Raw genomic sequence first — 14,257 nt, 5'->3', positions numbered from 1 at the left:
TGCTCCCTACGCCGACGTCAGAGCCGCCCTTCGGCGCTCTGTCTCACGCCAGCGTAGATCCCCGGAGGTTACGGACAGGGGAACACCCGAGGTCAGGTCGTGAGCCAGGAGCGGAGCCGGTCCTCGCAGTGGGTGATCCGGTCGGTCCGCACGTGCTCGTTGCGCTTGTGCGCGAGGATCGGGTCGCCGGGGCCGTAGTTGACGGCGGGGACCCCGAGCGAGCCGAAGCGGGACACGTCGGTCCAGCCGAACTTGGGCCGGGCGGTGCCGCCGACCGCCGCCATGAAGGCCTTGGCCGCCGGGTGCGAGAGGCCGGGCATGGCCGCGCCGGAGTGGTCGTCGACGGTGAATTCGACGACGCCGCAGTCGGCGAAGACCTCGTGCACGTGGGCCAGGGCCTCCTCGGGGCCGAGGTCCGGGGCGTAGCGGTAGTTGACGACGACCGTGCAGGCGTCGGGGATGACGTTGTTGGCGACGCCGCCCTCGATCCGTACGGCGTTGAGGCCCTCGTGGTACTGCAGCCCGTCGATGACCGGCTTGCGCGGTTCGTAGGCGGCGAGACGGGCGAGGATCGGGGCGGCGCCGTGGATGGCGTTGGACCCCATCCAGCTGCGGGCGGAGTGGGCCCGCTCCCCTTCCGTACGGAGGAACACGCGCAGCGTGCCCTGGCAGCCGCCCTCGACCTCGGCGTCGGAGCCCTCCAGGAGGACGGCGAAGTCCGCCTTCAGCCAGTCGGGGTGGGCGGCGGCGATGTGTCCGAGGCCGTTGAGGTGGGCGGCGACCTCCTCGTTGTCGTAGAAGACGAAGGTGAGGTCGCGGTTGGGCTCGGGGACGGTCGCGGCGATCCTCAGCTGGACGGCGACGCCGGACTTCATGTCGGAGCTGCCGCAGCCCCACAGCAGGCCGTCCTCGTCGAGGCGCGAAGGCACGTTGTCGGCGATCGGCACGGTGTCGATGTGACCGGCCAGTACGACGCGCTCGCCGCGGCCGAGGTTCGTCCGGGCCACCACGTTGTTGCCGTGCCGGTCGACGGTCAGGTGCGGAAGGGTCCGCAGCGCCGACTCGATGGCATCGGCGAGGTCCTTCTCCTCCCCGCTGACCGAGGGGAAGTCGACGAGCCACGCGGTGAGCGCGGGCCCGTCCAGAGTGAGGTCAAGCGTGCTTTCGGCCATGGCTACGACCCTAGTGCCTGTCCGGTAGCCCCCCGCCTGCGTCCCGACGCCCGCGCTCCGCGCGAACGACGGGGGACTCCGGACAGGCACCGTGCCTCGCGTACGGTGGCCCCGTGCCCCGGACCGTTGCCCCAGCCCGCCGACACACCGCCCGAAACCGCCGCCTGCGCGTCACGGCGGCCTTTGCCGTGCTCGTGGCGGTGGCCGGGTATCTGACCGTGCAGTACGTGACGGGCGGCAAGGGTTCCGACCAGTGCACCGTTGAGTCGGCCGACGGTTCGGCGGGCGAGGGGCGCACCTACCGGCTGAGCTCGGAGCAGGCGGCGAACGCCGCGGTGATCTCCGCGGTCGGCACCACGCGCGGCATGCCGGAGCGGGCGGTGACGATCGCGCTGGCGACGGCGCTGCAGGAGTCGGGGCTGCGCAACATCGAGCACGGCGACCGGGACTCGCTGGGGCTGTTCCAGCAGCGTCCCTCGCAGGGCTGGGGCACCGAGAAGCAGATCCTGGACCCCGTCTACTCGTCCGGGAAGTTCTACCAGCACCTGGCCGAGGTGCCGGGCTACTCGCGGCTGCCGCTCACCGTGGCCGCGCAGCGGGTCCAGCGCAGCGGCTTCCCCCAGGCTTACGCGAAGCACGAGCCGGATGCCGCGCTGCTGGCCGCCGCGCTGACCGGGCGGACGCCGGCCGCGCTGAACTGCGACCCGCCGCGGACGACGGCCGGGACGGGCGAGATGGCGAAGGTCCGGGCCGAGCTGCTGCGTTCCTTCGGCAAGGACGTCCTGCCTTCCGGGAAGGGGGCGGACGCGCAGGCCCCGGCCGCCGGTGCGGCCGCGGGCACCGGGACGCTGTCGGTACCGGTGCGGGCGGCCCTCAGGGCCGGCCAGGACGGTGCTCCGCAGCGTGGCTGGGAACTCGCGCACTGGGCGGTCGCCCAGTCCGAGGCACTCGGCCTCGACGAGGTCGCGTACGCCGGCCGGACGTGGGACGCCGGGTCGGGCTGGCGGACGGAGCGCAAGGAATCGGGCACCGGCGCGGTCCGTATGCGCCTCGCGCAGTAGTACGAACTGTCACCCGCACAGGGGGCCCGCGTCCTGCCCGTACGGGCTCCCGTACGTGGTCTCCCGCAGGCGTCCATTCCCTTGCGGCGAGGGAGAAGTGACGGTTCGCCGAGTGGGGGCGTCCTGCAGTGTTTGCCCGGGTTCCTCCGTTGCGGATTATGTGACGCATTACCTGATCTTTACGTCGGCACACCGCAACCTCTCCCTCCCCCACGACGGTTGTCATGGCGTCCGGCCCACGGACACCAGCAATTCCCACCCCGTCGAAGGAGCATCATGTCCCTCCCCCTGACCCGTCGGATCGCCCGTACCGCGCTGCTGATCGCGGCGGGCGCGGCCCCCGTGGTCGGTGCGGCCGGTGCCGCCGGTGCCGCGGTGCTCCCGCACGCCCCGGAGCTCGGCGGTCTCACCACAGTCGAGGGCGCCGGACTCGGCAAGGCGGTCGAAGGCGCGGCGCAGCCGGCCACCGACACCGCCGGAAAGGCCGGTGGCAAGGTCGTCGGGACCACGCTGCCGGTGGCGGCCAAGACCCTCAGTGAGACGGGCGGCAAGACCGCGAAGGGCGGCGCGAGCGACGCCCTCGGCGACGCGACCGGCGCCGTGACCAAGGGGCTGCCCACCCAGGGCCTGCCGATCGGCTGATCCGCACCACACGCTGCACGGACGCGCGAGGGCCTCGGGAGTGCGCACTCCCGAGGCCCTCGCGCGTGCCTGTCGTCTCTGCTCAGCCCAGTCGCTTGACCGCGGCCGCCACGCGTTCGTCGGTCGCCGTCAACGCCACGCGCACGAAGCGGTCGCCCGCCGGCCCGTAGAAGTCCCCGGGCGCCACCAGGATGCCCAGCTCCGCCAGGTACGCCACGGTGTCCCAGCAGGGCTCGTCGCGCGTTGCCCAGAGGTAGAGGCTCGCCTCGCTGTGCTCGATCCGGAAGCCGTGGGCCTCAAGCGCCGCACGCAGGGCCGCGCGCCGGTCCGCGTACCGGGTGCGCTGCTCGGCCACGTGGCGGTCGTCGCCGAGCGCCGCGACGGTCGCCGCCTGGACCGGGGCGGGCGTCATCATCCCGCCGTGCTTGCGGATCAGCAGCAGCTCGCTCAGCACGGCCGCGTCGCCCGCGATGAACGCGGCGCGGTATCCGGCGAGGTTGGAGCGCTTGGAGAGCGAGTGGACGGCGACGACGCCCTCGTACGTACCGCCGCAGACGTCCGGGTGGAGCACGGAGACCGGTTCGGCCTCCCAGCCCAGCTCCAGGTAGCACTCGTCGCTGAAGACCAGCACGTCGTGCGCGCGCGCCCAGGCGACGATCCGGGTCAGCTCGTCCTTGGGGAGCACCTTGCCGGTCGGGTTCGACGGCGAGTTGAGCCAGAGCAGCTTCAGTCCGGCCGGGTCCAGCTCCGTCGGGTCGTCGTAGACGACGGGCTCGGCGCCGCAGAGCCGGGCGCCGACCTCGTACGTCGGGTAGGCGAGCCGCGGGTAGGCGACCTTGTCGCCGGGGCCGAGACCCAGCTGGGTCGGCAGCCAGGCCACCAGCTCCTTGGAGCCGACGACGGGCAGCACGTTCCCGTGCGTCACCGACACCGCGCCCAGGCGGCGCTCCACCCAGCCGGTGAGGGCGTCCCGCAGGGCGGCCGTCCCCCACACCGTGGGATAGCCGGGGCTGTCCGCGGCGGCGACGAGCGCCTGCTGGATCAGCTCGGGCACCGGGTCGACGGGCGTGCCGACGGACAGGTCCACGATGCCGTCCGGGTGGCTCTCGGCCGTCGACTTGTAGGGCGCGAGCCTGTCCCAGGGAAAGACCGGGAGGCGGGAGGAGACTGCGGACACGGATCTCTGCTTTCTCGTACGGGATTCACGCGGGCGGCCCGGAAGGGGCGCGGGAAACACCTCGGTCCCGCACGGTGACGAGCCGTACGGGACCGGGGCGACGCACGTGCCGGGACGCTGCTACTGGTTCTGCGGCGGCAGCGCGGCGATGAACGCGTGGTCGCGCTCGATCAGACCCAGCTTGGAGGCACCACCCGGCGACCCGAGGTCGTCGAAGAACTCGACGTTCGCCTTGTAGTAGTCCTTCCACTCCTCCGGGGTGTCGTCCTCGTAGAAGATCGCTTCGACCGGGCAGACCGGCTCGCAGGCTCCACAGTCGACGCACTCGTCCGGGTGGATGTACAAGGACCGCTGGCCCTCATAGATACAGTCGACGGGGCACTCTTCGATGCAGGCCTTGTCCTTTACGTCGACACAAGGCTGCGCGATGACGTAGGTCACGCTGTCGTTCCTCCTCGGTAGGGCGTTGGCTCTCGCGCGGGAGCGCGGCGTCGTCGATGCCCGCACCTAGTATCTCCGTTCCCGGGCACGATCCGAACAGGAGGGGCGGACAGAGCTGTGGAATTCACCATGGGCGGACGGCTGGAGGTCCGAATTGCACCGGCTGACGTGGGTAAACGGGTATCGGTCCGGCGCCTGACCGAGGACGGTCCCCAGGGTCCGAAATTCACCGACACGGTCGGTGTTCTCACATCTTGGAACGAGGGTGTGCTGTCAGTCACACCGAAGAGCGGCGAGTCCGTCCGGATCGTGGAATCGGCGCTGGTGGCGGGCAAGGTCGTCCCCGCCGCACCGGCCCGCCGGCGCGGACCCGCGGCCTCCTTCGCGGAGCTCGCCCCCGTCTGCGCGCGCGCCTGGCAGCCGGTGGAGAGCGAACCCCTGGGCGATTGGCTCCTGCGCGCCGCCGGCGGCTTCACCCGGCGTGCCAACTCCGTACTTCCGCTCGGCGATCCGGGCGTGCCGCTCGACGCCGCGCTCGGGCGGGTCAGGCAGTGGTACGCGGACCGGGGGCTGCCCGCGTACATCCAGACCGCGACCGGCGCCGAAGGCGCGCAGGAGGAGTTGTGCGCGGCGCTGGAGGGTCACGGGTGGCGGCGTGAGGTGACCGCGGAGGTGCGGATCGCGGCGCTTGCCCCGATCGGCGATCTGGCGGCCGAGGTGTCCCGGGTGCGGCTGAGCCGCACGGTGGACGAGGCGTGGTTCGCCCGCTACCAGCGCGTCGGGACGCCGGGCCCGGAGGTGGCGGCGGTGCTGGGCGGCGGCCCCTCGGTATGGTTCGCGACCGTGCCGGGCAAGGCCGGGGACGAGGCGCCCGCCGCGATCGGGCGGTGTGTGGTGGACGGCCGGTGGGCGGGCTTCATGGCCGTCGAGGTGGCTCCCGAGCACCGCAGGCAGGGGCTCGCGACCACCGTGATGACCGCGCTGGCCCGGCAGGCGATGGACGAGGGCGCGTCGGCGGCGTGGCTCCAGGTGGAGGCCGCCAACGACGGCGCCCGGGGGCTGTACGACGGGATGGGCTTCGCGACGCATCACCTGTACCACCACTTCCGGGCGGCGTAGCGCGATGGCCCCCGGGAGGCAGGACAGGGACGAGCTGCGCCGCCGGTTCGCCGAGGAGGCGCGGGCGGAGCGGCCGGATCTGGCGCTGCTGTGCCTGCTGCTGGGCGCGGAGGCCGATCCCGCGCTGGACGCGCACGGCATGGACGCGGCCCAGATCGAACTGGACCGGCTCGCGGGCCTGCTGCCGTACGGAGCGCGCGGCGGCCGCGCCTGGGCCTCGGCGCTGGCCGAACTGCTCGGTGAGCGGTGCGGGTTCGAGGGCACGTCGGCGGACTACCAGCGGCTGGAGTCGTCGCTGCTGCATGAGGTGCTGCGGCGGCGGCGCGGGCTGCCGATCCTGTTGTCGGTGGTGTGGATCGAGGTGGCGCGGCGGGCGGGCGCCCCGGTGTACGGGGTGGCGCTGCCGGGGCATTTCGTGGTCGGTTTCGGGGATCCGGCGGAGCGGGTGCTGGCCGATCCGTTCGCCGGTGGGCTGCCGCTGACGGACCGGGACGCGGAGCTGCTGGTGGTGGGCGCGACCGGGGGGCCGCTGGAGGCGTCGATGCTGGTGCCGGCGCGGCCGCTGGAGATCGTGCTGCGGATCCTGAACAACATCCGGGCGTGGGCGGCGGCCCGCCCGGAGCGCAACGACGTGGCGCTGTGGGCGGTCGAGCTGTCCCTGCTCCTGCCTGCGCACCCGGCCCGGCTGCGCTACGAGCGCGCCCAGCTGCTGGTCCGGAGCGGGGAGTTCCTGCACGGGGCCGCGGAGATGGAGGAGTACGCCCAGGTCATCGCGGACGTCGACCCGGCCGCCGCGGAGGCGGTACGCGGCAGCGCTCGGGCGGCCCGGGCGATGCTGAACTGACGGGGGCGAGGGCGGGGGCAAAGGGCGCAGGGCGGCGGGGCGGCTTCCGCGCGTCCGGCCTGCGCCCTTCGCCCGTCCGGCCTGTGCCCCTCACCCGTCCGGCCTGCGCCCCTCACCCGTCCGGCCTGCGCCCCTCACCCGTCCGGCCTGTGCCCCTCGACCCCTGCCCGCGCGATGAGAAACCGTCAGCGAACGGGTGGTCATCCGCGCCCAAACCTCACCCCCGCGCGCCATGCCGTCCAATGGGTGATTTTCCGCTCTTCGCCACTCGATGAGCCCATGCCGTAGCTCCAATGCGAGGCTCCCCGATGGCGCGCTCCCCGCTCTCGGCTGACGGTGGTTCACGTAGCCACTGCGCCACTCCGGGTCGACAGCCCGTCACCCTTCGCAGTCGCGACGAAAGGAAACGTGTTCAGATGCGCTCTGCCCGCACACTGTTCGCTGCGGCCGCCGTCACGGCGGTCCTCACGATCACCACTCCCTCCGCCTACGCCCTGGCCTCCGGCGACTGGGAGCACGACAACGGTTCGTCCTCCAGCAGCGAGGACGGTGGCTGGACGAAGGACAAGCCCAGCGGCGGCGTCCACACCGGCGGCGGCGCGCTCGCCAAGACGGTCTCCGGCGACGACGAGCACGGCGCGTCGGACGACGAGGGCTGGAAGAAGGACAAGCCTCACGGCGGCGTCCACACCGGCGGCGGCGCGCTGTCGATGACCGTCGCCAAGGAGTGGCAGCCCGGCAACGACGACGAGGGCGGCTCGTCCGACTGGAAGAAGGACAAGCCCAGCGGCGGCGTCCACACGGGTGGCGGCGCGCTGTCGAGCACGGTCACCAAGGAATGGCAGCCCGGCAGCGACGACGAGGGCGGCAAGTACGAGGACGCGGGCAAGCCCAGCGGTGGCATGCACGCCGGTGGCGGTGCCATGTCGATGACGGTCACCAAGGAATGGCAGCCGGGCAGCGACGAGGCCGGCAAGACCGACAAGTCCGAGACGGGCGAGAAGAGCGACAAGACCGAGAAGAGCGACGAGGGCTGGAAGAAGGACAAGCCCAGCGGTGGCGTCCACACCGGGGGTGGCGCGATGGCCATGACGGGCGGCGGCCTGGCGGCCGGTTCGCTGCTGCTCCTCGGCGGTGTCGGCGTCGGCGCGTACAAGGTGCGCCGTCGCCAGGCGACGGGTGGCGCGATGGCCTGACCCGGCCGTACCCGGCCGGTCGCTTCACTGTCGCGGCCGCCGTCCCTCCGGACGGCGGCCGCGGCGCCTTCGTTTTCCCCTCGGGCGGCGCCCGGGCCAGGACCTTCGCTTCCTGCTCGGGCGCCCCCGGGTCAAGCCGTCCGGGCCCTCACCCCCCACCGCACCGCCCGTATCGACCCCGTACGGAAGAAAGGCACGTTCCCATGGCCGCCCCGCAGTCTCCCGGTTCCCCCTCCTCCCGGACTGCCTCCGACACCGTCACGCTCGGCCGCGCCCTGCTCTGGCCCACCGCAGTGGCCGGGCTCGGCATGCTGCTCATCTACAACTCCATCGGGCCCGCGGCCGACGACAAACCACCCGCCGCGGCGGCGCCCGCGGCTCCCTCCTCCTCGCCGGCCGGCGCCGTCCCCCGACAGGCATCCCCGAGCGCCGACCCCGCGCCGCCCCTGTCCCGTGCCATGCCGATCCGGCTCAAGATCCCGGCCATCGCGGTGGACGCGCCCTTCACCCCCTTGTCGATCGGGGCCGACGGACGTCTGAACGCCCCTCCCCTCAACGACAAGAACCTGGTCGGGTGGTTCCAGGGCGGCGCGACACCCGGCGAGCGCGGCGCGTCGATCGTGGCGGGTCACGTCGACACGATGACCGGCCCGGCCGTCTTCCTCCAGCTGCAGTTCCTGCGGCCCGGAGCGACGGTCGACATCACGCGCGCGGACGGCAGGGTGGCCACGTTCAAGGTCGACACCGTGGAGACGTTCAGCAAGGCGAAGTTCCCCGACAAGCGGGTCTACGCCGACACTCCGGACGCCCAGCTGCGCCTGATCACCTGCGGCGGCAACTACGACAGGAAGGTCAAGGACTACGAGGACAACGTGGTCGTGTTCGCGCACCTCGACTCGACGGGGAAGGCATGAGTGCCGTGCTCCCCCGGCGGAAATCCCCGTGCACCGGGCCCCGGGCCGCTGCTAGCGTCGCCGTCATGAAGCGCGCTGCGATGACGACGACGCCGGAGAGTGTCCCGGCGCGCTGACTGCTGACCAGTCCGAAGCCCCGGGGCGAGTGCCCCGGGGCTTCTGCTTGCGGTCACTCGCCCTTCCGTACCTTCCGTACGCGAGGAGACCGCCATGCACGACCACCGCAGACTCGGCCGCGAGCTGGAGCTGTTCGACACCGACCCGCTGATCGGCGCGGGACTCCCGTACTGGCTGCCGGACGGCGCGGCCCTGCGGCACGCCCTGGAGGAGTACATCCGTACCGTTGAGTGGTTGGCGGGCTACCGGCACGTGTGCTCGCCGGTGCTGGGCAAGCGGGAGCTGTACGAGATCTCGGGCCACTGGTCGCACTACAGAGACGACATGTTCCCGCCGATGGACCTGGGCTCCGAGCAGGTCGTCCTGCGGCCGAGCCTGTGCCCGCACCACGCGGTCATCTATCGCTCCCGCTCGCACAGTTACCGTGAGCTGCCGCTGCGGATGGCGGAGCTGGGCGGCATGTACCGCTCCGAGCTCTCCGGGGTGCTCGGCGGACTGACCCGGGTACGGGCCATCCAGCTGAACGATGCCCACATCTTCTGCACCCCGGAGCAGGTCGCCGGAGAGGCGCGGGCCGCGCTGGAGATGATCCGCCGGGCGTACGAGGCACTCGGCATCCGTCCTGCCCGCTTCCGGCTCTCGCTGCCGGGCCCGGGCGGGAAGTACGTCTCCGCTCCCGGGATGTGGCAGCGCTCCACCGCGCTGCTGACCGAGGTCCTCGACGACTCCGGGCTGCCGTACGAGGCGGTCGAGGGCGAGGCGGCGTTCTACGGGCCGAAGATCGACGTCCAGGTGGCCGACGCGGCGGGCCGCGAGTCGACCCTGTCGACCGTCCAGGTCGACTTCCACCAGCCGGAACGGTTCGATCTGCACTACATCGGCGCGGACGGGGCGAAGCACCGGCCGGTCATGGTGCACCGCAGCATCATCGGCAGCGTGGAGCGGGCCGTCGCCCACCTCATCGAGCAGCACGGCGGCGCGTTCCCCGCCTGGCTCTCCCCGGTCCAAGTGGTGGTCCTGCCCGTCTCGGACGCCGAGCTGCCGAACGCCGAGGCGCTCGCCGGGCGTTGCGCGGCACTCGGGCTGCGCGCGGAGGTGAGCGGCCGGGAACGCGGAAGTCTGGGCGCCCGGATCCGGGAAGCCCGACTGGTGCCGTACCAGGCGGTCATCGGCGCCGCGGAGGCCGCGGACGACCGGGTGGCGCTGCGCCTGCGGGACGGCCGCCGTCTCGATCCGCTGCCGGGCGGCGAGGTGCTGGCGCGGATCGGTGCGCTGGTCGCGGCGCAAGGCACCGGGTTGTGGGAGGGGGCTTAAGTCGTTACGGGCTCCGCCTCCGCGTCGGCGTCCCGTCCGGTGCCGAGTGCTCCGGCCAGCGTGGACGCGACGATCAGCAGGGCGAGTACGACGGTCATCGTGAGCCGGAGCCCGACGTGGTCGGCCAGGAAGCCGAGGGCGGGCGGGCCGACGAGGAAGGCGACATAGCCCGCGGTGGAGACCGCGGCGACCCGTGCCGCCGCGTCGCGCGGGTGGTCGCCCGCCGCGGACACGGTGACCGGGAATCCGAGCGAGGCGCCCAGTCCCCACAGCACCGTGGCTGTGCCTGCCATCACCGGGCTCGGCGACACGATCACCACCGCAAGGCCCAGCGCGGCGAGGACCGCGCTGATCCGGACGACCTTGACGGGTCCGAAGCGTTCCAGGAAAGGGCCGCCGGTGAAGCGGCCGAACGTCATCGAGGCGGCGAAGACCAGGAAGGTCAGCGAGCCGGCGGTGGCGCTCACCTCGTAGCCGTCCACCATGAGCAGCGGCAGCCAGTCGTTGGCGGCCCCTTCCGCGAAGGCCATGGCCAGCACGATGACGCCGATGAGGACGAGCCGCCGGTCCCGCCACACCGCGAACTGGCCGCTTCGCCCGCCCGGGCCGGCGGCACCGGCCGCTTCCTTGCCCGTGCCGTGCGGGATCGCGCGCACGGCCACGAGCGCGGCGGTCCCGACGAGCACCGAGACGGCCCCCAGATGCCATCCGACGGGAAACGCGACGGCGGTCAGCGCCATGCCCAGCAGCGCGCCGGCCACGGTGCCCATGCTGAAGCAGCCGTGCAGCACCGGAAGGACGGGCCGGCCGATGACCCGCTCCACGTCCGCGCCCTCGATGTTGAACGCGACTTCGGCCAGTCCCATCCCGCCGCCGAACAGAGCCAGTCCGCAGAAGACCCCGCCCGCCAGCGCGAAGGCCGTGCCCGCCGCGACGACCAGCAGCCCGGCGACGATCAGGGCCGCACCGAAGGCGATGGCGGCCCGGGCCCCGTAACGGCGTACGAGCGGGCCGGAGGCGGTCACACCGGCCATCGAACCGGTGGACAACCCGAAGAGCACCAGCCCCATCGCGCCGGTGGAGACGTCGAGTCCGTCCCTGACGGCCGGGGTGCGCGCCACCCATGAGGCCATGCCGGTTCCGGCGGCGAGCATGAAGAGGAACAGTGCGGCACGCCGACGGCGTGTTGCGGCATCCATGAGAGAGCCTCGGCAGTCCGGAAGAGAATTTCAGCAGGAGCGTACGATCGTACGCCTCGAAGTGTACGATCGTACCCATGACGGATCACTTCGCGGGAGACCCGCGCACGAACCATGAGCGGATGCTCGCCGGGGACCTCTACATCGCCGACGACCCCGCGATCGTGGAGGCCCAGCGGCGCGCCGTGCGCCTCGCCGCCCGGTATCTGGCGGCGTACACCGAGGACCCCGACGCCGCGCAGCCCGTCGTCGCGGAGCTCCTGGGCGGTCTCGGCGCCGGTGCGCACATCCGGCCGCCGCTGTACGTGGACTACGGCTCGTACCTCACGGTCGGCGAGGACACGTTCATCAACTACAACCTCACCGCCCTGGACGTCGCCCCGATCACCATCGGCCGCGACTGCCAGATCGGGCCGAACGTCCAACTGCTCACGCCCACCCACCCGGTGGAGCCGGAGCCGCGCCGGGACAAGCTGGAGGCGGCGAGGCCCATCACGATCGGGGACAATGTCTGGCTGGGCGGCGGCGCGATCGTGCTGGCCGGGGTGACCATCGGGGACAACAGCGTCATCGGCGCGGGAGCCGTCGTCACCAAGGACGTCCCCGCCAATGTGGTGGCCGTCGGCAACCCGGCCCGGGTGATCCGCTCGATCTAGAACATGTCGGCAGAAAGAAGCACCGTGGCGACCGGACAGAACGACCCCGAGCGGCGGGAGCGCATCATCGCCGCCGCGCTCGACCTGATCGCGGAGGAAGGGGTCGCCGGGACCTCGCACCGCAAGGTCGCCGCCCGTGCCGGTGTGCCGCTCGGCTCGATGACGTACCACTTCGGCGGCATGGACGAGCTGCTGCGGGAGGCCTTCATCCGCTTCTCCAGCAGCATCGTCGCCGTCTTCGAGGAGCGTCTCGGCGCCGCGACCACGCGGGACGAGGCCCGGGAAGCGGTCGCCGATCTGGTCCACCACCTGTCCGGCGGCAACCAGCGCGAACTCGTCCTCACCCACGAGCTGTACACCCTGGCCGCCCGCAAGCCCGCCTACCGCGAGCTGACCCGGGAGTGGATGCGGCGCAGCCGCGTCGCCCTCGAGTGGCACTTCGCCCCGGCGACGGCCCGTCAGCTCGACGCGCTGATCGAGGGCCTGTCCATCCACCGCGCCCTGGAGACGGAGCCCCACGACCGGGCGCTGACGGTCGAGGCGATCGCCCGCATCACCCGGGCCGACGACGCGCGACCCTGACGCGCAGCCCCACGACCCTGACGCGCAGCCCCAGGACCCTGGCCGGCACCCCACCTGACCAAGGTGCCGGCCAGGTCACGCTGCGACGCGCCCGTTCACGCGGGGGCCCGGCCCGCCGTCACGCCTCGCCCGCCGCCGTCACGGACTTGAGTTCGTCGAGGGACTCCTGGATGTACGCGCCCATGGCCCGGTCATCCGCCCCGCCGATCCAGCGTTCGAACGCGACCTTGAAGACGGCGACCCCCGCCTCACCAGCCAGGCTCGCGGACGGTTCGGGGACACCGCGGGCGCGCAGGGCTTCGCCGAGTGCCGCGGCCAGCGAGGCGAGTTTGACGAGCTCGCGTTCACGCAGTTCAGCGTTGGCCGAGACGACCTTCTGACGTTGCCGGGACTGCTCGCGCCGCGCGTCGAACACGGCTGCCGCGGCGTGGAGCGCCCCGGCCACGGCGTCTATCGGCGCGGCGGACGCGGGCGCCTCGGCGAGGGTCTTGACGAGGAGATCCTGGAGCAGGACCGAGCCACCGAACAGGACCTCGCGCTTGTCGGCGTAGTGCCGGAAGAAGGTGCGCTCCGTGAGACCGGCGCGCCGGGCTATCTCGGTCACGGTCGTCTGCTCGTAACCGCGCTCGCCGTACAGCTCCATCGCGGCCTGCTCCAGCCGGCCGCGCGCGTTCGGCTCCCATCGACTCATGCCGCTGATTCTATGTGATGACAGCGCCTGCCATCAGTAGTAGGGTGATGACAGTCGCTGACATCGACTGTCCGGCTGCCGACGCCTCTGACGGGCGCAGCAGGACGGCCGACCCCTTCTGGAGGTTTCTCATGCGTGTATTCATGACCGGCGCGTCCGGCTGGATCGGTTCCGCGGTCGTTCCCGAGCTCATCGACGCCGGCCACCAGGTCGTCGGGCTCGCCCGCTCGGACTCCTCGGCCCAGGCGCTCACCGCCGCGGGCGCCGAGGTGGTGCGCGGGGATCTGGACGACCTCGGCGTCCTGCGCGAGGCGGCTTCCGCCGCCGACGGCGTGATCCACCTCGCGTTCAAGCACGACATCGCCTTCTCGGGCGGCTTCGCGGAGGCCGCCGGCGCGGACCGCCGCGCGGTCGAGACGTTCGGCGAGGCACTCGCGGGTTCCGGCAAGCCGTTCGTGCTCGCCTCCGGGACGATCGGCCTCGCACCGGGCCGGGTCGCCACCGAGGAGGACGGGCGGAACGCCGGGCAGCCGGCAGCGTCCGAGGCCGCGCGGGCCCGTCTGGCCACGGCCCAGCTGACCCTCTCCTTCGCCTCGCGCAAGGTCCGCTCGTCCGTTGTGCGCTTCCCGCCGACGGTGCACGGCGAGGGAGATCACGGCTTCATGGCGGCCCTGGTCGGCGTCGCCCGCGCCAAGGGCGTCTCCGGCTACATCGGCGACGGCGCCAACCGCTGGCCGGCCGTCCACCGTGCCGACGCCGCCCACCTCGTCCGCCTGGCGCTGGAGGCCGCACCCGCGGGCTCGATCCTGCACGCGGTCGACGAGGAGGGCGTCCCGATCCGCGAGGTCGCCGACGCCATCGGGCGTAACCTCGGCCTACCCGTCACCTCCGTCCCCCCGGAGGACGCGGACGCGCACTTCGGCTGGCTGGGCCCCCTCCTGGGTATGGACGCCCCGACCTCCAGCGCCGTGACCCGCGCGTCGTACGGGTGGCAGCCGACGCACCCGGGACTGATCGAGGACCTCGACAAGGGTCACTACTTCGTCACCCCGTCCGCGTAGCGGCCTCAGCGGCCGGCCCCGTGAGCGCCCGACCCCTAGGTCGTGTCCGCAAGGTCTCGCCCGGCCTGCGG

Annotated in this window: 15 protein-coding genes; 10 read left to right on the top strand and 5 right to left on the bottom strand. The window is 72.5% G+C overall.

Annotation, left to right across the window (positions count from 1 at the left end; all coding sequences use genetic code 11):
• Positions 1–92 precede the first annotated feature (92 nt).
• A complete protein-coding gene (dapE, locus tag ABTX18_RS08460) occupies positions 93–1,172 on the bottom strand; it encodes a succinyl-diaminopimelate desuccinylase (RefSeq protein ID WP_352121986.1) in 1,080 nt (359 codons plus the stop codon).
• A gap of 113 nt (positions 1,173–1,285) precedes the next feature.
• Here dapE and ABTX18_RS08455 point away from each other — a divergent pair, with 113 nt between their 5' ends.
• Complete coding sequence (locus ABTX18_RS08455; RefSeq protein ID WP_352121985.1) at positions 1,286–2,233, top strand: hypothetical protein; 948 nt, start codon at positions 1,286–1,288, stop codon at positions 2,231–2,233.
• A 276-nt stretch (positions 2,234–2,509) separates the two neighbouring features.
• Positions 2,510–2,875: an ATP-binding protein gene (locus ABTX18_RS08450; protein WP_352121984.1), complete on the top strand. Its 366-nt coding sequence runs from the start codon at positions 2,510–2,512 to the stop codon at positions 2,873–2,875.
• Positions 2,876–2,957: 82 nt separating this feature from the next.
• Here the strand turns inward: ABTX18_RS08450 and dapC are convergent, their stop codons facing one another.
• Both dapC and fdxA read right to left on the bottom strand, forming a co-directional pair.
• On the bottom strand, positions 2,958–4,052 hold the full coding sequence (gene dapC / locus ABTX18_RS08445; protein ID WP_352121983.1) for a succinyldiaminopimelate transaminase: 1,095 nt from the start codon (positions 4,050–4,052) through the stop codon (positions 2,958–2,960).
• Positions 4,053–4,172: 120 nt separating this feature from the next.
• Complete coding sequence (gene fdxA, locus ABTX18_RS08440) at positions 4,173–4,493, bottom strand: ferredoxin (protein ID WP_018956287.1); 321 nt, start codon at positions 4,491–4,493, stop codon at positions 4,173–4,175.
• A 117-nt stretch (positions 4,494–4,610) separates the two neighbouring features.
• Here fdxA and ABTX18_RS08435 point away from each other — a divergent pair, with 117 nt between their 5' ends.
• The 5 genes from ABTX18_RS08435 to thrS all read left to right on the top strand — a co-directional run bounded on the left by ABTX18_RS08435 (position 4,611) and on the right by thrS (position 9,997).
• Positions 4,611–5,612: a GNAT family N-acetyltransferase gene (locus ABTX18_RS08435; protein ID WP_352121982.1), complete on the top strand. Its 1,002-nt coding sequence runs from the start codon at positions 4,611–4,613 to the stop codon at positions 5,610–5,612.
• Positions 5,613–5,616: 4 nt separating this feature from the next.
• On the top strand, positions 5,617–6,456 hold the full coding sequence (locus tag ABTX18_RS08430; RefSeq protein WP_352121981.1) for a transglutaminase family protein: 840 nt from the start codon (positions 5,617–5,619) through the stop codon (positions 6,454–6,456).
• Between the two features lie 416 nt (positions 6,457–6,872).
• Entirely contained in the window at positions 6,873–7,652 is a 780-nt protein-coding gene (locus ABTX18_RS08425) for a hypothetical protein (protein ID WP_352121980.1), read from the top strand.
• A 203-nt stretch (positions 7,653–7,855) separates the two neighbouring features.
• Positions 7,856–8,566 (top strand): class F sortase, encoded by a 711-nt coding sequence (locus ABTX18_RS08420; RefSeq protein ID WP_352121979.1) that lies wholly within the window; start codon positions 7,856–7,858, stop codon positions 8,564–8,566.
• 159 nt (positions 8,567–8,725) lie between these two features.
• Positions 8,726–9,997, top strand: coding sequence for a threonine--tRNA ligase (thrS, locus tag ABTX18_RS08415; protein ID WP_352122461.1), 1,272 nt, complete (start codon positions 8,726–8,728; stop codon positions 9,995–9,997).
• Here the strand turns inward: thrS and ABTX18_RS08410 are convergent.
• Complete coding sequence (locus ABTX18_RS08410; protein WP_352121978.1) at positions 9,994–11,196, bottom strand: MFS transporter; 1,203 nt, start codon at positions 11,194–11,196, stop codon at positions 9,994–9,996. The two genes, thrS and ABTX18_RS08410, sit on opposite strands and share 4 nt — an antisense overlap.
• Positions 11,197–11,273: 77 nt before the next feature.
• On the opposite strand from ABTX18_RS08410, the gene ABTX18_RS08405 reads away from it, so the two are divergent.
• On the top strand, positions 11,274–11,852 hold the full coding sequence (locus ABTX18_RS08405) for a sugar O-acetyltransferase (protein ID WP_285572281.1): 579 nt from the start codon (positions 11,274–11,276) through the stop codon (positions 11,850–11,852).
• 24 nt (positions 11,853–11,876) lie between these two features.
• A complete protein-coding gene (locus ABTX18_RS08400) occupies positions 11,877–12,434 on the top strand; it encodes a TetR/AcrR family transcriptional regulator (protein ID WP_352122460.1) in 558 nt (185 codons plus the stop codon).
• A gap of 118 nt (positions 12,435–12,552) precedes the next feature.
• Here ABTX18_RS08400 and ABTX18_RS08395 read toward each other — a convergent pair whose 3' ends face one another.
• The gene (locus tag ABTX18_RS08395; RefSeq protein ID WP_352121977.1) at positions 12,553–13,125 is read right to left on the bottom strand and encodes a TetR/AcrR family transcriptional regulator; all 573 of its coding nucleotides are present in this window, start codon (positions 13,123–13,125) and stop codon (positions 12,553–12,555) included.
• A 131-nt stretch (positions 13,126–13,256) separates the two neighbouring features.
• Here ABTX18_RS08395 and ABTX18_RS08390 point away from each other — a divergent pair, with 131 nt between their 5' ends.
• Positions 13,257–14,186: an SDR family oxidoreductase gene (locus tag ABTX18_RS08390; protein WP_352121976.1), complete on the top strand. Its 930-nt coding sequence runs from the start codon at positions 13,257–13,259 to the stop codon at positions 14,184–14,186.
• The last annotated feature ends 71 nt before the right edge of the window (positions 14,187–14,257 follow it).

The organism is Streptomyces sp. NPDC096323, assembly GCF_040302845.1.
Taxonomy (GTDB): Bacteria; Actinomycetota; Actinomycetes; order Streptomycetales; family Streptomycetaceae; genus Streptomyces.
The sequence above is the reverse complement of the archived record's forward strand: the minus strand, read 5'-3'. Positions and strand labels throughout refer to the sequence as shown.